This window comes from Ensifer sp. EB106-05-01-XG146, from assembly GCF_058791875.1.
Map to the genome: position 1 here is coordinate 3,550,209 of NZ_JBYTDX010000001.1, position 16,977 is coordinate 3,567,185.

Annotated in this window: 16 protein-coding genes; 7 read left to right on the forward strand and 9 right to left on the reverse strand. The window is 63.1% G+C overall.

Going from position 1 to position 16,977, the window contains the following annotated elements; translation table 11 throughout:
* Positions 1-16: 16 nt before the first annotated feature.
* The 3 genes from ftsY (at position 17) to AC3WVQ_RS17610 (ending at position 3,162) form a co-directional block, all read left to right on the forward strand.
* Positions 17-1,831, forward strand: coding sequence for a signal recognition particle-docking protein FtsY (gene ftsY, locus AC3WVQ_RS17600; protein WP_492382885.1), 1,815 nt, complete (start codon positions 17-19; stop codon positions 1,829-1,831).
* A 108-nt stretch (positions 1,832-1,939) separates the two neighbouring features.
* The gene (locus AC3WVQ_RS17605) at positions 1,940-2,572 is read left to right on the forward strand and encodes a septation protein A (RefSeq protein WP_090295448.1); all 633 of its coding nucleotides are present in this window, start codon (positions 1,940-1,942) and stop codon (positions 2,570-2,572) included.
* A gap of 5 nt (positions 2,573-2,577) precedes the next feature.
* Positions 2,578-3,162 (forward strand): DUF2585 domain-containing protein, encoded by a 585-nt coding sequence (locus AC3WVQ_RS17610; protein ID WP_060611309.1) that lies wholly within the window; start codon positions 2,578-2,580, stop codon positions 3,160-3,162.
* Between the two features lie 259 nt (positions 3,163-3,421).
* Here the strand turns inward: AC3WVQ_RS17610 and AC3WVQ_RS17615 are convergent, their stop codons facing one another.
* The 5 genes from AC3WVQ_RS17615 to ccmA all read right to left on the reverse strand — a co-directional run bounded on the left by AC3WVQ_RS17615 (position 3,422) and on the right by ccmA (position 6,508).
* Positions 3,422-4,030, reverse strand: a complete 609-nt coding sequence (locus tag AC3WVQ_RS17615; protein ID WP_060521458.1) for a DsbE family thiol:disulfide interchange protein — start codon at positions 4,028-4,030, stop codon at positions 3,422-3,424.
* Positions 4,027-4,203, reverse strand: coding sequence for a heme exporter protein CcmD (gene ccmD, locus AC3WVQ_RS17620; RefSeq protein ID WP_090295256.1), 177 nt, complete (start codon positions 4,201-4,203; stop codon positions 4,027-4,029). Before ccmD ends, AC3WVQ_RS17615 begins: the two co-directional genes overlap by 4 nt.
* On the reverse strand, positions 4,200-4,970 hold the full coding sequence (locus AC3WVQ_RS17625; RefSeq protein WP_060611226.1) for a heme ABC transporter permease: 771 nt from the start codon (positions 4,968-4,970) through the stop codon (positions 4,200-4,202). Before AC3WVQ_RS17625 ends, ccmD begins: the two co-directional genes overlap by 4 nt.
* Positions 4,971-5,134: 164 nt before the next feature.
* On the reverse strand, positions 5,135-5,794 hold the full coding sequence (gene ccmB / locus AC3WVQ_RS17630) for a heme exporter protein CcmB (RefSeq protein ID WP_034802831.1): 660 nt from the start codon (positions 5,792-5,794) through the stop codon (positions 5,135-5,137).
* Between the two features lie 63 nt (positions 5,795-5,857).
* Complete coding sequence (gene ccmA, locus AC3WVQ_RS17635) at positions 5,858-6,508, reverse strand: heme ABC exporter ATP-binding protein CcmA (protein ID WP_090295254.1); 651 nt, start codon at positions 6,506-6,508, stop codon at positions 5,858-5,860.
* A gap of 271 nt (positions 6,509-6,779) precedes the next feature.
* On the opposite strand from ccmA, the gene acnA reads away from it, so the two are divergent.
* The 3 genes from acnA to AC3WVQ_RS17650 all read left to right on the forward strand — a co-directional run bounded on the left by acnA (position 6,780) and on the right by AC3WVQ_RS17650 (position 11,168).
* Positions 6,780-9,470 carry an aconitate hydratase AcnA gene (gene acnA, locus AC3WVQ_RS17640; RefSeq protein ID WP_034802837.1) on the forward strand — a complete coding sequence of 897 codons (2,691 nt, stop codon included), beginning with the start codon at positions 6,780-6,782 and terminating at the stop codon, positions 9,468-9,470.
* A 205-nt stretch (positions 9,471-9,675) separates the two neighbouring features.
* Entirely contained in the window at positions 9,676-10,449 is a 774-nt protein-coding gene (locus tag AC3WVQ_RS17645) for a DUF1223 domain-containing protein (protein ID WP_090295252.1), read from the forward strand.
* Positions 10,450-10,763: 314 nt separating this feature from the next.
* Positions 10,764-11,168: a DUF2794 domain-containing protein gene (locus AC3WVQ_RS17650; RefSeq protein WP_176960281.1), complete on the forward strand. Its 405-nt coding sequence runs from the start codon at positions 10,764-10,766 to the stop codon at positions 11,166-11,168.
* A 118-nt stretch (positions 11,169-11,286) separates the two neighbouring features.
* Here AC3WVQ_RS17650 and AC3WVQ_RS17655 read toward each other — a convergent pair whose 3' ends face one another.
* The 4 genes from AC3WVQ_RS17655 to AC3WVQ_RS17670 all read right to left on the reverse strand — a co-directional run bounded on the left by AC3WVQ_RS17655 (position 11,287) and on the right by AC3WVQ_RS17670 (position 16,207).
* Positions 11,287-11,841, reverse strand: coding sequence for a GNAT family N-acetyltransferase (locus AC3WVQ_RS17655; RefSeq protein WP_034802847.1), 555 nt, complete (start codon positions 11,839-11,841; stop codon positions 11,287-11,289).
* Between the two features lie 123 nt (positions 11,842-11,964).
* Complete coding sequence (locus AC3WVQ_RS17660; protein WP_090295248.1) at positions 11,965-12,711, reverse strand: Bax inhibitor-1/YccA family protein; 747 nt, start codon at positions 12,709-12,711, stop codon at positions 11,965-11,967.
* A 221-nt stretch (positions 12,712-12,932) separates the two neighbouring features.
* Positions 12,933-15,485, reverse strand: coding sequence for an ABC transporter permease (locus tag AC3WVQ_RS17665; RefSeq protein WP_110818895.1), 2,553 nt, complete (start codon positions 15,483-15,485; stop codon positions 12,933-12,935).
* On the reverse strand, positions 15,482-16,207 hold the full coding sequence (locus AC3WVQ_RS17670) for an ABC transporter ATP-binding protein (protein WP_090295445.1): 726 nt from the start codon (positions 16,205-16,207) through the stop codon (positions 15,482-15,484). Before AC3WVQ_RS17670 ends, AC3WVQ_RS17665 begins: the two co-directional genes overlap by 4 nt.
* A 66-nt stretch (positions 16,208-16,273) precedes the next feature.
* Between AC3WVQ_RS17670 and AC3WVQ_RS17675 the strand changes: the two genes are divergently transcribed.
* Positions 16,274-16,915, forward strand: a complete 642-nt coding sequence (locus AC3WVQ_RS17675; RefSeq protein ID WP_090295245.1) for an arylesterase — start codon at positions 16,274-16,276, stop codon at positions 16,913-16,915.
* The last annotated feature ends 62 nt before the right edge of the window (positions 16,916-16,977 follow it).

A 16,977-nucleotide genomic window follows, 5' to 3' on the forward strand; every position in this document is an offset into this window, starting at 1 on the left:
TATGCGGAATTCCTGAATGGCAATGGGTTTCATCAAGAGGATCTTCACCTTCGGCAAGGGCGCGGTGGAGGAAACGAAGCCGCCGGAAGGTGTACCGGAGGAGACGATCGTCTCTGCGCCCGAAGTCGAGGCGCAACCGGAGCCGAGCGCCGAGGCGGTCGAACCGCCTGCCGCCGCTGCCGAGGCAGAGATCGTCGAAGAGAGCCCGGAAACCGCCTTCGAACCACCTGTCGACATCGAGACCCTGCCGTTGTCCGACGACGATCCGGTGCTTGAGGCCGAGATCGAGACGGCCGGTGGCCCGGCCTCCGACGACGCCGAAGAGCTGGCGCGTGACGAAGCCGCCCCGGTCGAAGCTGTGGTAACGCCGGCCGAGACTGAAGCCGCGATACCCCCCTCTGTCCCTTCGGGACATCTCCCCCTCAAGGGGAGAGAGCAGACGGAGACCGAGGCCACAGCTGAGGAAGCAACAGCTGCCACCGAGACTGCGGCGCCTGTTGCGCACAAGGCGCCTGCTCCCTCCGATGAGATCATCGTAGCCTCCCGCGAGGCCGAAATCGTCGAGAGAATCGAGGAAGCTGCTGACGATGCCGAACCCACGGCAAGCGACGTCACGACTGCCGAAGCAGACGAGGTCACGCCAACCGAAACGCTTGCTTCCGAACTCGAGAGCGAGCCCAGCGTGATCTCCGCCCCTGTGGGGGAGATGCCCGGCAGGGCAGACGGGGGTGAAGCCGCAGCCCTCCGCGAAAGCATCGAGACCGCAGAAGCCAACGCAGCAGATGCCGCCACCGACGTCGCGCCGACCGAGACAGCCGAGGCCGAGCCCACTGCTACGCCCGCTTTGCCCAAGGGCTTCTCCGCCACAGAGCGCAAGCCCAAGGAAGAACCCGTCGCCGCGCCGAAGGAAAAGCTCAGCTGGTACCAGCGCCTGCGCCGCGGCCTCGCGCGCACCTCGTCGCAACTGACCGGCCAGATCGCCAGCCTGTTTACCAAGCGCAAGCTCGACGAAGCGACGCTGCAGGATCTCGAAGACCTGTTGATCCAGGCCGACCTCGGCGTCGAAACGGCGATGCGCATCACCGACACGCTCGCCTCGGAACGCTACGGCAAGGATGTCTCGGGCGAGGACGTGTCGCGCATTATGGCCGGCGAGATCACCAAGGTGCTTTCGCCCGTCGCCAAGCCGCTGGAACTCGATCTCAGCCACAAGCCGCACGTGATCCTGGTGGTCGGCGTCAACGGCACCGGCAAGACCACGACGATCGGCAAGCTCGCCGCCAAGCTTTCCGGCGCGGGCCTGAAAGTCATGCTCGCCGCCGGTGACACCTTCCGGGCCGCAGCGATCGAGCAGCTGAAGATCTGGGCCGAGCGCACCAACTCAGAAATCGTCTCGTCCAAACTCGGCGCCGATGCCGCTGGCCTTGCCTACGAGGCTTTCCAGCAGGCGCGCGAGAAGAAGTCCGACGTCCTGATCATCGACACCGCCGGCCGCCTGCAGAACAAGGCGGAACTGATGGCCGAACTCGAAAAGATCGTGCGCGTGCTCGGCAAGCTCGATCCGGATGCGCCGCACACCGTGCTGCAGACGCTCGACGCCACCACCGGCCAGAACGCGCTGCAGCAGGTCGAGATCTTCCGCAACGTCGCCGGCGTCAGCGGGTTGATCATGACCAAGCTCGACGGCACAGCGCGCGGCGGCATCCTCGTCGCCATCTCCGCCAAGCACAAGTTGCCGGTCTATTTCATCGGCGTCGGCGAAGGGATCGACGATCTCGAGCCGTTCGAAGCCAAGGATTTTGCCGAGGCGATCGCCGGCGTTGCCGCCTGACGGGGCGATCGGGCCTGCGCGTAGTTACGCCGGCCCGTTGCCTTGATATGGTTTTGCCGCAAAGCTGGTGTTATGAGCAGCAGGTACATGCAGAAACAGGACCCCCAGATGTCGTCGATCGAGGCTGCCAAGCCGCAGAAGGAAGTCAGCCCCTTGCTCAAGTTGGTGCTGGAGCTTGGGCCGCTGATGGTCTTCTTCTTTACCAATTCGCGTGGCGAATGGTTGGCCGGGCATTTTCCGGCGCTCGCCGAACTCGGCGGTCCGATCTTCATCGCCACCGGCCTGTTTATGGCCGCGACCGCAATCGCGCTTGCCGTCTCCTGGCTGCTGACCCGCACCCTGCCGATGATGCCGCTGATTTCGGGCATCGTCGTCTTCGTCTTCGGCGCGCTGACGCTCTGGCTGCAGAACGACACCTTCATCAAGATGAAGCCGACGATCGTCAACACGCTGTTCGGCACGATCCTGCTCGGCGGCCTGCTGTTCGGCAAGTCGCTGCTCGGCTACGTCTTCCACTCCGCCTTCAAGCTGGATGAGGCCGGCTGGCGCAAGCTGACGCTGCGCTGGGGCCTGTTCTTCCTGGTTCTCGCCGTGCTCAACGAAGTGGTCTGGCGCTCGTTCACGACCGATTTTTGGGTCGCCTTCAAGGTCTGGGGCACGATGCCGATCACCATTCTCTTTACGCTCGCCCAGATGCCGCTGATCATGAAGCACTCGCTTGACCAGGAGAACGCCGAGTGAGCACGATGCTCGAGGAGAATGACAGCCGCAACCGGCACGCACTCCTCTGGCTCGCCGCCTGTTTTGCTGTTCTCATCATCCAGATCGTCACCCAGCATCTGATGGGTCGCCTCTGGATCTGCGAATGCGGCTACGTCAAACTGTTCGAGCCCGTGGTCAAATCCAGCGGCAACTCGCAGCATATCGCCGACTGGTACACGCCGTCGCACATCATCCACGGCTTCCTGTTCTACGGCCTCGGCCATCTGCTCCTGCGCGGCAAGCCGCTGACGGCAAAGCTCTTCCTTGGGACCGTGATCGAATCGGCCTGGGAGATCGCCGAAAACACGCCGATGGTGATCAACCGCTACCGCTCCGCAACGATTTCGCTCGACTATTTCGGCGACAGCATCCTGAATTCGACGATGGATACACTGGCCATGGCCGCCGGCTTCCTGTTTGCCGCCCGCATGCCCGTCTGGCTGACCGTAACGGTCGCCATCGTCTTCGAACTCTTCACCGGCTGGCTGATCCGCGACAATCTCACACTCAACGTGCTGATGCTCGTCTGGCCGCTTGATGCGGTCCGGGACTGGCAGGCGGGGATTTAAGCGGGCTTCGGTCGCCGTCGCAGCCCCTCATCCCGCATCCGCGACCTTCTCCGGCAGATGGGGCGAAGGGACTGAGGCACTCACTTTCATTCCACGACTGCCCGGCAGGGAAAGCACGGTTTTATGCCGTCGATGCGATGCGAGAGTTTAGGGCAACCGAGCGCTAAGTGTCTTCTTCGCCCCGCTTGCGGGCAGAACGCCGGCAGGCGGATGAGGAGCAAATCCCTCCCATCCGAATGAGAGCTAATGCCGGGAGCGGTTACGAACCCGCAGTCGCCTTTTCGATCGCCGGCAGCAGACCCGTCTTCACGCTGTTTTCGTCGAACGGGCCGACGCGCTTGTAGAGGATCGTGCCGTCAGCGCCGACGAGATAGGATTCCGGAATACCGTAGACGCCCCAGTCAATCGCCGCCTTGCCGCGCGGGTCGACGCCGATGGCGGAGAAGGGATTACCGAGTTCGCCGAGGAACCTGAGCGCGTTTTCGTTCTGGTCCTTGTAGTTGATACCGACGACGGTCAGCCGCGGATCCTTCGACAGTTCGAGGATGAAGGGATGCTCCTGCCGGCAAGGCACGCACCAGGAGGCCCAGACGTTGACGAGCGTCAGCTTGCCCTTGATCGCCGCATCGGTCAAAGCCGGCATCGGCTGGCCATCGCGCGTCGCACCTTCGAGCGCCGGCATGTCGAGTTTCGGCGCCTTGGTGCCGATCAGCGCGGAGGGGATTTCGCTCACGTCCTTGCCGGAATTGAGCTGGCTCCAGAAGATCGCCGCAAGCCCGGCGAATATGACGAGCGGCAGCGCCGCCAGCACGAAACGCATGGGGCCGGGTTTGCGCTCCTCGTTACCCGGAGCGGGTGCGTTGCTCATCGTGTTTCTCCGGTAGCCGGTTCGGCCGAGCGCCGGCGGATGCCTGCGGCTTCGAGTTCGGTGAGTTCACGCCGGCGGGCACGACCGTCGAGCACGACCCAGGCAATCAGACCTAGGACCGTCAGCGTGGCTATTCCATAGCTCGTGAAAACGTAGGCGGCGTGGCTCATCATTGTGCGCGGGCTCCCCGTCCGGCAGCACGGGCCGCAAGGCGCCTGAGCGCCGTGACGCGCCGGCGCAGGATTTCGTTGCGCATGGCGGCGATGTGCAGCGTGAAAAACAGCAGTGTAAACGCGACCGCCATCACGATCAGCGGCCACAGGAACTCCGGATCGATCGTCGGTCCGTCGAGCCGCATGACGCTCGCCGGCTGATGCAGCGTGTTCCACCACTCGACCGAGAACTTGATGATCGGGATGTTGACGAAGCCGACGAGAACCAGAATGGCCGAAACCTTGGAGGACCGCGCCGGATCGTCGATCGCGCGGTTGAGCGCCATCAGTCCGAGATACATCAGGAACAGCACGAAGACCGAGGTCAGCCGCGCGTCCCAGACCCACCAGGTGCCCCACATCGGCTTGCCCCAGAGCGAGCCGGTGACGAGCGCCAGGAAGGTGAAACAGGCGCCGATCGGAGCTGCCGCGCGCGAGGAGACGTCGGCAAGCGGATGGCGCCAGACGAGCGTACCGAGAGCTGCCAAGGCCATCACCGAATAGCACATCATCGACAGCCAGGCCGCGGGCACGTGCACATACATGATGCGCACCGTTTCGCCCTGCTGGTAATCACCTTCCGTCGTGAAGGAAAGCCAGACGCCGGCAACGAAGAACAGCGCCGTCAGCCCGGAAAGCCAGGGCAACAGACGGTCAGCCAACGCCAGGAACCGCGTCGGGTTGGCGAGATCGCTGAATTTGCGGATGGCCAGGCTGTTTTCGCTCATGTTGGCTCTTTAACGCTTAAGGCGCCCGCCTGCAATTGATCCGCGTCAATCGCCCGATCACGATCGAGTTGGAACGCGGATCATAAATGTTATCGATCTGAACGGCTTAGCGACAAATCCATGGGAATGCCGCAAACACTTTCGCCCGTTCTGGCCCGATTGCGTCAATCGGACGCGTGCCGAAGTGCTGCGGCGGCGGCAACCGGGCCGATGACGGCGAAGAACAGGGTGATTGCCGCAAGGATCATCAAAGGTGGCAGGAACGGCGCCGGATCCTCGATCGCCGCATAGACAGCGCTGACACCGAAGATCAGCACCGGGATCGCCAACGGCAGAACAAGGATCGAAACCAGCAGCCCGCCACGCGGCAGCGACACGGCAACGGCCGCCCCCACTGCACCGATGAAGGTGATCGCCGGCGTGCCGATCAGAAGCGTCAGCATGGTGGCGCCGATGGCGATCTCGCTCATGTTCATGAAGAGGCCGAGCAAGGGCGAGGCAATCACCAGCGGCAGGCCGGTCGCCGCCCAATGCGCCGCACATTTGACGAAGACGGTGAAAAGCAGCGGCGTTTCCTGCATCAGCATCAGGTCGAGCGAGCCGTCGTCGCGCTCCGCCTGGAACAGCCGGTCGAGGCCGAGCAGCGAGGCGAGCAGCGCGCCGATCCACAGGATCGCCGGTCCGATGCGCGAAAGCAGGTTCAGGTCGGGACCGACACCGAAGGGAATGACTGCCACCACAGTCATGAAGAAGAGCACGCCGATCATCGCCCCGCCGCCGGCGCGGATCGACAGTTTGAGATCGCGGAAAAAGAGCGCGATCATAGCGGCAACCTCCGGATCGGCACGCGCGCGTTTTCCGGCAATGGGCTTCCAGGCATTGCGACCCTATGCATCATGCCAGCGATCTCCTGCCAGATGCTCGAACCCCGTCATGTGCAGCTCCTTCGTGCGGTCGAGCCCGAGTGGCTGGTGGGTCGCCGCAATGACGATGCCGCCTTTGCCAAGATGCGCCTTCACCAGATCGGCAAACAGCCGGTCGGCGCCGGCGTCAAGCGCTGCGGTCGGCTCGTCGAGGATCCAGATCGGGCGATAGGCAATGACCAGCTTGGCCATCGCCATGCGCCGCTGCTGGCCGGCCGAGAGATAACCGAAGGGCAGATGGGCGATATCCGGCAGGCCAACCGCTTCGACCGCCTCGGTGAGCGTGGCGCCGCGCGCCCCGGGCGAATCACCCATGAAGTCTCGCCAGAAGGAAAGATTTTCCGCGACGGTCAGTTCACGCTTCATCGCGTTGCGGTGTCCGAGATAGTGGCTGAGCTCGGATGGATGGGCGATTTCCGGGGGGCCATTCTCAAGTTTCAGGTGCCCGCTTTCGGGCCTCAACAACCCCGCAAGAACCCGCAGCAAAGTGGACTTGCCGGAGCCGTTCGGACCCGTCACGACAAGGGCTTCCGAGGCGTCGAGAATAAAGGAAATATCGTTAAAAATCAGGTCCTCACCGCGCTTCGCGCTCAACCCTTCAGCCATGAGGCGCATGAATTTTCAGCTTCCCTTCACTCTCTTTGCCGCAGGGCAAAAAAAAGTCCCGTTTCGACCTTCGTTGCTCTGGCACGTTTTGGAGAAATTATCTATAAGGCGGCCAACACGCCAGCGGTCGGCGTGAATTTCATCCTAGCGCCGAACATGGAATGAATTTCCACGTACGGACAGCGGAAATGGCCGCACCCGCATCCCAATTCGCGCTTCACAGGCGCTCGGGCGTTCGTACGTCAGTTTTTGGCGATCAGACGGAACGGGGTATTATCCAGTGTCCAAATCCCTAGACAGCTTCAATTGTCGCTCCACGCTCACCGTCAACGGTGTCGACTACGTCTATTACAGCCTGCCCAAGGCTGAGGCGAACGGTCTCGCCGGCGTTTCCAAGCTGCCCTATTCGATGAAGGTTCTGCTCGAGAACCTGCTGCGCAACGAAGATGGCCGCTCCGTCACCAAGAAGGACATCGAGAACGTTGCCGCCTGGCTCAACGACAAGGGCACGGCTGAAAACGAAATCGCCTACCGCCCGGCCCGCGTTCTGATGCAGGACTTCACCGGCGTGCCTGCTGTCGTCGACCTCGCGGCGATGCGCGACGCCATGGTCTCGCTCGGTGGCGACCCGGAAAAGATCAACCCGCTCGTCCCCGTCGACCTCGTCATCGACCACTCCGTCATCGTCGACGAATTCGGCACCCCGAACGCCTTTGCCCGCAACGTCGAGCTCGAGTACGAGCGCAACGGCGAGCGCTACCGCTTCCTGAAGTGGGGCCAGCAGGCGTTCAAGAACTTCCGCGTCGTTCCGCCCGGCACCGGCATCTGTCACCAGGTCAATCTGGAGTATCTGGGCCAGACCGTCTGGACCCGTGAAGAAGATGGCGTCGTCACCGCCTACCCGGACACCTGCGTCGGCACCGACAGCCACACCACCATGATCAACGGTCTCGGCGTTCTCGGCTGGGGCGTGGGCGGCATCGAAGCGGAAGCTGCCATGCTCGGCCAGCCGGTCTCCATGCTCCTGCCTGAGGTCATCGGCTTCAAGCTCACCGGCAAGCTCAAGGAAGGCGTCACCGCGACCGACCTCGTGCTTATGGTCGTGCAGATGCTGCGCAAGAAGGGCGTTGTCTCGAAGTTCGTCGAATTCTTCGGCCCGGGCCTCGACAACATGACGCTCGCCGACCGCGCCACCATCGGCAACATGGGTCCGGAATACGGTGCCACCTGCGGCTTCTTCCCGGTCGACAGCGAAACCATCAACTACCTCACCATGTCCGGCCGTGAAGAGCAGCGCATCGCTCTCGTCGAAGCCTATTCCAAGGCTCAGGGCATGTGGCGTGACGGTGACGGTTCCGAGCTCGTCTTCACCGACACGCTCGAACTCGACCTCGGCGACGTCGTTCCGGCCATGGCTGGCCCGAAGCGTCCGGAAGGCCGCATCCCGCTCGAAAGCATCGCATCGGGCTTCGCAACCTCGCTTGAAGGCGACTACAAGAAGCCGGGCCAGCTTTCGAACCGCTATGCCGTCGAAGGTACCGATTTCGATCTCGGCCATGGCGACGTTGCCATCGCTGCGATCACGTCCTGCACCAACACCTCCAACCCGTCGGTCCTGATCGCTGCCGGCCTGCTCGCCCGCAACGCGGTCGCCAAGGGCCTGAAGTCCAAGCCGTGGGTCAAGACCTCGCTCGCACCGGGATCGCAGGTCGTCGGCGAATACCTCGCCAAGTCCGGCCTGCAGAAGGACCTCGACGCGCTCGGCTTCAACCTCGTCGGCTTCGGCTGCACGACCTGCATCGGCAACTCCGGCCCGCTGCCGGCGCCGATCTCGAAGACGATCAACGACAAGGGCCTGATCGCCGCCGGCGTTCTTTCGGGCAACCGTAACTTCGAAGGCCGCATCTCGCCGGACGTCCAGGCGAACTACCTCGCTTCGCCGCCGCTCGTCGTCGCCTACGCGCTTGCAGGTTCCGTCCAGAAGGACCTGACCAACGAGCCGCTCGGCGAAGACCAGGACGGCAAGCCGGTCTTCCTCAAGGACATCTGGCCGACCTCCAAGGAAATCCAGGAGTTCATCTTCAAGTACGTCACCCGCGAACTTTACGCGACCAAGTACGCCGACGTGTTCAAGGGCGACGAAAACTGGCAGGCCGTTCAGGTTCCTCCGGGCCAGACCTATGCCTGGGACGACGGTTCGACCTACGTGCAGAACCCGCCCTACTTCGTCGGCATGGGCAAGTCCGGTTCGGGCATCTCCGACATCAAGGGCGCCCGCGTGCTTGGTCTCTTCGGCGACAAGATCACCACCGACCACATCTCGCCGGCCGGTTCGATCAAGGCGGCCTCGCCGGCCGGTGCCTACCTCATCGGTCACGGCGTCGGCGTTGCCGACTTCAACCAGTACGGCACGCGTCGTGGCAACCATGAGGTGATGATGCGCGGCACGTTTGCCAACATCCGCATCCGCAACCACATGCTCGGCCCGAACGGCAAGGAAGGTGGCTACACCATCCACTATCCGTCCAAGGAAGAGATGTCGATTTACGACGCCGCCATGCAGTACAAGGAAGAGGGCGTTCCGCTCGTCATCTTCGCCGGCGTCGAATACGGCAACGGTTCGTCGCGCGACTGGGCTGCCAAGGGCACCAACCTGCTCGGCGTCAAGGCCGTCATCGCGCAGTCCTTCGAGCGTATCCACCGCTCGAACCTCGTCGGCATGGGTGTCATTCCCTTCGTCTTCGAGGAAGGCACGACCTGGGAATCGCTTGGCCTCAAGGGCGATGAGATCGTCACGATCGAAAACCTCGCCAATGTCCAGCCGCGCGAAAAGCGCGTTGCCAAGGTAACCTACGGCGACGGCAGCGTGAAAGATGTGCCGCTCGTCTGCCGTATCGATACGCTGGATGAAGTGACCTACGTCAACAACGGTGGCATCCTGCAGACGGTTCTGCGCGACCTCGCCGCCTAATCGCGCGAGCGCATACGAGGCTCCGGAGCCGGGACGCCGAAAGGCGCCCCGGCTCTTTCTTTGAGGTGCACCTGCCGACGATCCGGTGCCGGGTCGCGCTCACTTGCCACCTCACTCCAACGTGACTTCCCGTTGATGCAGGGGCGTCGTATGTAGTGAACTCCCCCACAAGGAGTAGGCCGACGGCCGGTAACGAAGTGACGCCATGACATCCGCAGACCGTTCTTTCATTCGCCCTGTTGCACTGGCTTTCGGGCTGCTCGCAGCCGCCGGTGCCCCTGCCGGGGCGCAGGAGAAACAGGCGGTCAAGGGCGTTGTCGAACTGTTCACCAGCCAGGGCTGTTCGTCCTGTCCGCCGGCGGATGCGGCGCTGAAGTCGCTGGTCGACGAGGGCGATGTGGTGGCGCTCGCCTATCACGTCGACTACTGGAACTATCTCGGCTGGGCCGACACGCTGGCATCGAAGGAAAACACCGAGCGGCAATATGCCTATGCGCGCATGCTCGGGCGCAACGGCGTCTACACGCCCCAGGCGATCCTGAATGGCCGCGACCACTTGAACGGCGGCAATCTGCAGGCAATCAAGACGCGGCTGGAAACGATGAAGGCGGAAGGCAAAGGGCTTGCCGTTCCCGTCGGCGCCAAGATCCTCGGCGAAGAAATCCAGATCACCATCGGTAGCGGCATCGGCAAGGCCAACGTCGTCGTCGTCTATTTCGACCGCGCCAAGATCGTGAAGATGGAGAAGGGGGAGAACCGCGGCAAGGAAGTCCCCTATTGGCATGCGGTGCGTGACATACAGACGATCGGCATGTGGGACGGCCAGCCCGCGTCCTTCACGCTGCCGGCGACGGTGCTGACCGAGCGCCCGGGAAACAGCGGCTGCGCGATCCTGCTGCAATCGATGAAGGACAAGGAAACGCCGGGTGCCATCATCGGCGCTGCGGCCGTGCTCGCCGGCCCTCAGGGCAAATTGTAGGGACGGCGAAGCGCAAGGGGTTGGTTCGGCCCGGCAGCATCGAGGGGCTGGGGCTGAGGGTTCGAAGTTACCGGACCGAACCGGCCATAACTGCGTTCGGTGAACTCCCGCAGCATGACGATCTGACCGGACATACGGTGGCAACGACTCTGTCCGTCAGCGCCCGCGAGTTTTGCGATGAATTGGGGCGCCGGTTTGACTGAAATGGGGCAGAGGCAAGAAATGACCTCATCGTCCCATGGCTTCCAGCTTGCTTTTCGGCTCGTGTCAGGCACACTGTAATCGTTCTGTCACAACAGAAGGCCGGATTGCCGATGACCGATGAGCCGGATTTGCCGCAAGGCGAGGCGCGCCATCAGCGCGAGACCACTTCCGAAGTGGTCATCGATCTACACGAATACAAGAACGCCAAGAACGCTCCCCCCATCACTTTCCATCGTCGCGAATTGGATCAGATCCTGTGGGTCTACGGCCGTATGGTCGGCGAAGGCGAGTGGCGGGACTACGCGATCGACCACCTGAGGGACCGCGCGGTCTTCTCAGTGTTCAAGCGTTCGGGCGAAATGCCGCTCTACCGGATCGAGAAGAACCCGAAACTGGCCGCGAAACAGGGCGCCTATAGCGTGCTGAACATTCACGGCACGATCCTGAAGCGCGGTCACGAGCTCGCCCAGGTGCTCAAGGTATTCGACAAGGTGCTGAGGCTGGTGGAAACCTGACCAGCGGGAAAGGGTGCCATCAGGAGACGCACGCCGACGTCACGGGCAGCAACGGCACGACCTGCCTACGGCGCGCTGCGAGGCGCTTCGCCGACTGACATTCTTCAGCAAGCGATGGTCACTGGTAGAGGGTGTCCGGATAGACGTCTTCCGGCGGGTCGGTCGCCTGGCCCTCGCCGAGCGCGAGCTGCATGATCGTCGTGTCGAGCCAGCGGCCATGCTTGAAGCCGGTCGCTTTCATCGTGCCCTGGAGTTCGAAGCCGAGCGACCGGTGCACGGCGATCGAGGCCGGATGGGCACCGCCGATCACCGCGACCATCTGGCGGAAGCCGAGTTCCGTGCAACGCCGGACGAGTTCGACCAGCAGCGCCTTGCCGGCACCCTTGCCGCGCGCTTCCGGCGCCAGGTAGATGGAATCCTCGACCAGGAAGCGATAGGCCGTGCGCGTGCGGAAGCCGGATGCGTAGGCATAGCCGATGATCGTCCCGCCCGCGTCTACCGCAACCATGTACGGGTAGCCGCTGCCGATGATCGTTTCGAACCGCGCCCGCATCTCCTTTTCGGATGGCGGGTTGATCTCGTAGGTCGCAACCCCGTGCAACACGGATTCGCGATAGATCTCGGTGATGACGGGAAGATCGGCCAGGGTGGCGTCGCGCAGGGTCAGGGACATGGCTAAAGACTTTGATCCCAAGGTTTCGTCGTCCTTTCACTCCCACGGAGTCCGGACGCTTTCAAGCTGCTTCAGCAAACAAAAAAGGCGGCCGAAGCCGCCTTTTCCGTGTGCTGTTCAGACTTAGTTGTTCCGGTTGCCCATGAACTGGAGCAGGAACATGAACAGGTTGATGAAGTCGAGGTAGAGCGTCAGCGCGCCCATGATCGCCTTGCGGCCGGCAACGGCGCTGTCATCGGCTTCGTAGTACATTTCCTTGATCTTCTGCGTGTCGTAGGCGGTGAGGCCAGCGAAGATCAGCACGCCGATCACGCTGATCGCGAAGGCGAGCGCCGAAGAGGCGAGGAAGATGTTGACGATCGACGCGATGATGACGCCGAACAGACCCATGATCAGGAACGAGCCCATGCCGGACAGGTCCTTCTTCGTGGTGTAGCCGTAAAGCGACAGGGCGCCGAACGAGGCGGCCGTCACGAAGAACGTCTGAACGATGCTCTGGCCGGTGTAGATCAGGAAGATCGACGACAGCGACAGGCCCATCAGGGCCGCATAGATCCAGAACGTCGTCTGCGCGGCAGAAACGCTCATGCTATTGATGCGGAAGCTCATGAAGAACACGAGCGCCAGCGGCGCCAGCATCACCACCCACTTCAGCGGGCTCGTATAGATCGCAGCACCGAAGGCAGTCAGCTGGCCATCCGAAAACGCCATTTGGAAGGCCAGGTAGGCCGCGACGCCAGTGATCGCCAGACCAAGCGCCATCAGGTTGTAGACCTTCAGCATGTATGCGCGAAGGCCTTCGTCAATCACGGCACCCGCCTGAGCGCCGGCGGGCGACATTCGGGTTTGGTAATTTCTCAGATCAGCCATTGTTTCCTCATTCAAGCTCCGGTGGAAGTTACGGTGTCGGGCGGCGAATATCGCCCTGGAAGATGAGCTTCCACGCCCAGGCGCCGCTGCGGAGCTCCAGCATGCCTGTGGACAAATATGATGCCGAAACCCGCTGCACACAAGACCCGGCACTCCCGGATTCCGTTGCACTGGACCGATTCAGACCGGCGCAATAGGGATTTACGGTTAACTCGGCCCGGTCAAAGTTCGCGCAGGACCGGCGCCGCCTTCTGCCCGAGAATGCGCCATGTACCGGCAAGTCCGATGCCGACCGTCATCACCAGCGCTGCCACAACCGTCACGATCGCCACGTCGGGCAGGAAGCTCGACGGCAGCGTCATGATGCGGTTGACGACGAACCAGGCGGCGATACCGCCGGCAAACAGCGCAAAAACTGCGGTTGCAAGACCGAGGATCGCGTATTCGTAGCTGAACGCCTTGATCAGCGTCACCCGCGTTGCCCCCAGCGTCTTCAGGACCACCGCATCATGGACGCGCGCCCGGTTGCCGGCCGCAAGCGCGCCGGCCAGCACCAGCACGGAGGCGACGAGCGCCACGGCCGCGGCCGCCCGGATCGCCGTTGCCAGCTGACCGAGCAGCCCATTCACAATGTCGAGAGCGTCCTTCACCCGTACGCTGGTGATCGTCGGATAGGCATTGGTGACGGCCTTCAGGACCGCCGCCTCCTCTTCCGGCGTCGCCGACGGATCGATCACAGTCGCCAGCCAGGCATGCGGCGCGCCGGCAAAGGTGTTCGGCGAGAACACCATGACGAAGTTGATCGACAGCGATTCCCACTCGACATTGCGGAAGTTGGCAATCTTGGCGGTGATGTTGCGGCCGAGCACATTGACGGTGACCGTATCGCCGATCTTCAGGCCGAGTTCGCCGGCCTCCTCGGACGAGAAGGAAACCAGGGGTTCGCCGCTGTAGTCGGCCGGCCACCAGGCACCTTCGGACAGCGTCGAATTCTCCGGCTTGTTCTTGGCGTAGGTGATACCGCGGTCGCCGCGCAGCACCCATTGGCCTGCAGGCGGCACGTTGCGGCTGTTCACGTCCTCACCGTTGAAGGCGGTGATGCGGCCGCGCAGCATCGGCACCTCGATGACCTTGCCCTTCGGGATCGCCTGGTTCAGCACCGAGCGGAAACCTTCAATCTCGCTGCCCTGGATATCGACGAAGAAGAAATTCGGCGCTCGCTCCGCCATGCTTCCGGTGAGTTCGCGGCGCAGATTGCCGTCGATCAGCGCCAGCGTCACCAGAAGCGCCAGACCGAGCCCAAGCGACAGCACCACCGAGGAGGTCAGCGCACCCGGACGGTGAATGTTGCCGATCGCCAGTCTGAGAGCCGGCGAATTGACCCGCGGGCTGCGGCGCGCGAGCCAGGCGATCGCGAGCGCAACGGCCCTGAGCACGATGAAGGCGAAGGCAATCGCGCCGAGGAAGACGAGCGAAATATAGCGGTCGTAAGCCGTAAAGATCGCCAGGCCGGCGAGCGCGGCAAGACACGCGACGGCGCCGAGCAGATAGGGCCAGGCCGGAAAACCCGAGGGATCGAAACCCTGCTGGCGGAAGAGTGCGGTCGCAGGAATGGCGCGCGCCCGTCCGAGCGGCAGGATGGCGAAGGTCAGCGCCGTCAGCACGCCGAACAGGGCGGCAAGCCCGAGCGCGCCCGGATAGAGATGGAAGGCGGTCGAAATCGGCAACAGGTCGGCCAAAAACTGCGCCGCGACAAAGGGGATCAGAGCTCCGAGCGCGAGCCCGATAACGATGCCGATCAAGGCGATCATCAGGATCTGTGCGAGATAGATCATCGCCACCAACGCAGCGGGCGCGCCCAGGCATTTGAAGGTCGCGATCACGCTGCGCTTGGCATCGAGATAGGCGCGCACCGCATTGGCGACGCCGACGCCGCCGACGATGAGCGCCGTCAGGCCGACAAGCGTCAGGAACTGCGAGAAACGCGTGATGTTGGCCGTCAGCGCCGGTGCTGCGTTGCCGCTGGTGCGGATCGACCAGCCGGCTGCCGGCTGGCTTTTCTCCGCCTCGGTGCGAACGGCCGCAACCCCTGCCGGATCGGCGAGCTTCACCTTGTATGTGTGCTCGACGAGGCTTCCGGTCTGCACCAGTCCCGTCGCCGCCAGGGCTTCGTCCGAGACCATCAGGCGGGGCGCGAAGCCGAAGCCGTCGGAAAGCGCATCCGGCTCGCGCGTGATCGTGCCGGCGATCCGGACACGGGCGTTGCCGAGAAGGATTTCGTCTCCGACCTTAACGTCCAGGCGGTCGAGCAGCAGAGGCGCCACGACCGCACCGAAGACGTCGCCGTCGCGTGCGATGAGGTCGTGAAGCGGCCTGTCGGGTTCGCTCTCCAGCGTGCCATAGAGCGGATAGGCCGCTTCGACGGCCTTCAGTTCCACCAGGGCTTGATTGGAACCGTCGGGCAGCCGCGCCATAGATCTCAGGCCAGCGGAAACCGCAACGGTTCCAAGACCATCGAGATAGGCGCGCTCTTCGGTCGTTGCGACACGATTGTTAAGCTCGAAGCGAATATCGCCGGCGAGCAGTTCCTGACCCTGCGATGCGATCGTCGCTGTGATCGATTGCGACAGCGAATTGACGCCGGCAATCGCCGCCGTACCCAGCGCAATGCAGGCGAGGAAGATGTAGAAGCCCTTGAGCCCGCCGCGCATTTCACGCAGCGCCAGCCGCAGGGCAAGCAGCGGCCGCAGCCGTACCGAAGGCGCGCCGATCATGCCGAGGCCGCCTGCTGGACCGGCGCCACGGCCACGGGGTCCGCGGCGCCGCCGGCAACGATCTCGCCCGAGCGCACCCGCACCTGCCGCGCGCAGCGGTCGGCAAGGGCGGCGTCATGGGTCACGAGCACGAGTGTCATGCCGCGGTCACGCTGTTCGGCGAAAAGCAGATCGGCGATCTGCCGTCCGGTTTCAGCGTCGAGGTTGCCGGTTGGTTCGTCGGCGATCAGAAGCTTCGGCGAGGGCGCAAGCGCCCGGGCGATCGCAACGCGCTGCTGCTCGCCGCCCGAGAGCTGGCCGGGATAATGGCTGAGCCGCTCGCCGAGGCCGACGGCGACAAGCTCCTTGCGCGCGATCTCGAAGGCGCCCGACACATTGGCCAGTTCGAGCGGCACGGCGACGTTTTCGAGTGCCGTCATGTTGGGAATGAGGTGGAAGGACTGGAAGACGATGCCGATGTTGCGCCCGCGAAAGTCCGCCACCCGGTCCTCGTCGAGCCGGTGCAGCGGCGTGCCGTCGATGACGATCTCGCCGCGATCCAGCCGCTCGAGCCCGGCAAGCACCATTAGCAAAGTCGACTTGCCTGAACCGGACGGGCCGACGATGCCGACCGATTCTCCGGCATTGATCGTCAGGCTCATGCCTTTCAGCACATGCACCGAGGCGGCCGCCTCGCCCAGCGTCAGATCCGCGTTTTTAAGTTCGATGATGGTGCTGGCCAAGCGAAACAACCCTATATGAAACGAAGTGGGGAACAGAAACGGCATTCGGGATTTAGGAACAGGCCCATGGCATTAAAAGGATTTCAACGGGTTTTCTTGGCACTGATGATGACATTTGCGTTATCATGCACCGCACGCGCCGAGACGATCAGCCTGATCGGGTTCGGCGACAGCCTGATGGCGGGTTATCAGCTCCCGCCGGAGGACGCCTTCCCGGCTCGGCTCGAAAAGGCGCTGAAGGAAAAGGGCTTCGACGTGACGATCGCGAACGCCGGCGTTTCCGGCGACACGAGTTCCGGCGGTCTTGCCCGCATCGACTGGTCGGTGCCGGATGGTACCAATGGCGTGATCCTCGAGCTTGGCGCCAACGACGCGCTGCGCGGCATCGCGCCTGAAGAGACCCGCAAGAACATCGAGGCGATGATCACCCGGCTGAAGGACCGCGGCATCGCCGTGCTGCTCGCCGGCATGATGGCGCCGCCGAACATGGGCGGCGACTACGCCGCCCGCTTCAACCCGATCTATCCGGAACTCGCCAAAAAATATGGGCTGGAACTCTATCCGTTCTTTCTCGACGGCGTGGTGACGGAGGCCAAGCTCAAGCTCGAAGACGGCATGCATCCCAATGGCGACGGCGTCGGCGTCATGGTCGAGAAGGCCCTGCCCGTCGTCGAGCGGTTTCTGGCAACGCTGAACAAGACGGAGTGATGACATCGTCCACAGTTAAGGCAACGTTAATATTCTGAAGCGTCAAATACCAGTTGCGTGCA

What these genes read in the sequence shown, in the direction of transcription:
- ccmD (WP_090295256.1), bottom strand. Translation starts at nt 4,203, where the DNA reads ATGATGAGCCACGCCGCCTACGTTTTCACGAGCTATGGAATAGCCACG.
- AC3WVQ_RS17665 (WP_110818895.1), bottom strand. Translation starts at nt 15,485, where the DNA reads ATGATCGGCGCGCCTTCGGTACGGCTGCGGCCGCTGCTTGCCCTGCGG.
- AC3WVQ_RS17610 (WP_060611309.1), top strand. Translation starts at nt 2,578, where the DNA reads ATGCTCGAGGAGAATGACAGCCGCAACCGGCACGCACTCCTCTGGCTC.
- AC3WVQ_RS17605 (WP_090295448.1), top strand. Translation starts at nt 1,940, where the DNA reads ATGTCGTCGATCGAGGCTGCCAAGCCGCAGAAGGAAGTCAGCCCCTTG.
- AC3WVQ_RS17650 (WP_176960281.1), top strand. Translation starts at nt 10,764, where the DNA reads ATGACCGATGAGCCGGATTTGCCGCAAGGCGAGGCGCGCCATCAGCGC.
- AC3WVQ_RS17675 (WP_090295245.1), top strand. Translation starts at nt 16,274, where the DNA reads ATGGCATTAAAAGGATTTCAACGGGTTTTCTTGGCACTGATGATGACA.
- AC3WVQ_RS17625 (WP_060611226.1), bottom strand. Translation starts at nt 4,970, where the DNA reads ATGAGCGAAAACAGCCTGGCCATCCGCAAATTCAGCGATCTCGCCAAC.
- ftsY (WP_492382885.1), top strand. Translation starts at nt 17, where the DNA reads ATGGCAATGGGTTTCATCAAGAGGATCTTCACCTTCGGCAAGGGCGCG.
- AC3WVQ_RS17645 (WP_090295252.1), top strand. Translation starts at nt 9,676, where the DNA reads ATGACATCCGCAGACCGTTCTTTCATTCGCCCTGTTGCACTGGCTTTC.
- ccmA (WP_090295254.1), bottom strand. Translation starts at nt 6,508, where the DNA reads ATGCGCCTCATGGCTGAAGGGTTGAGCGCGAAGCGCGGTGAGGACCTG.
- AC3WVQ_RS17615 (WP_060521458.1), bottom strand. Translation starts at nt 4,030, where the DNA reads ATGAGCAACGCACCCGCTCCGGGTAACGAGGAGCGCAAACCCGGCCCC.
- ccmB (WP_034802831.1), bottom strand. Translation starts at nt 5,794, where the DNA reads ATGATCGCGCTCTTTTTCCGCGATCTCAAACTGTCGATCCGCGCCGGC.
- AC3WVQ_RS17655 (WP_034802847.1), bottom strand. Translation starts at nt 11,841, where the DNA reads ATGTCCCTGACCCTGCGCGACGCCACCCTGGCCGATCTTCCCGTCATC.
- AC3WVQ_RS17660 (WP_090295248.1), bottom strand. Translation starts at nt 12,711, where the DNA reads ATGGCTGATCTGAGAAATTACCAAACCCGAATGTCGCCCGCCGGCGCT.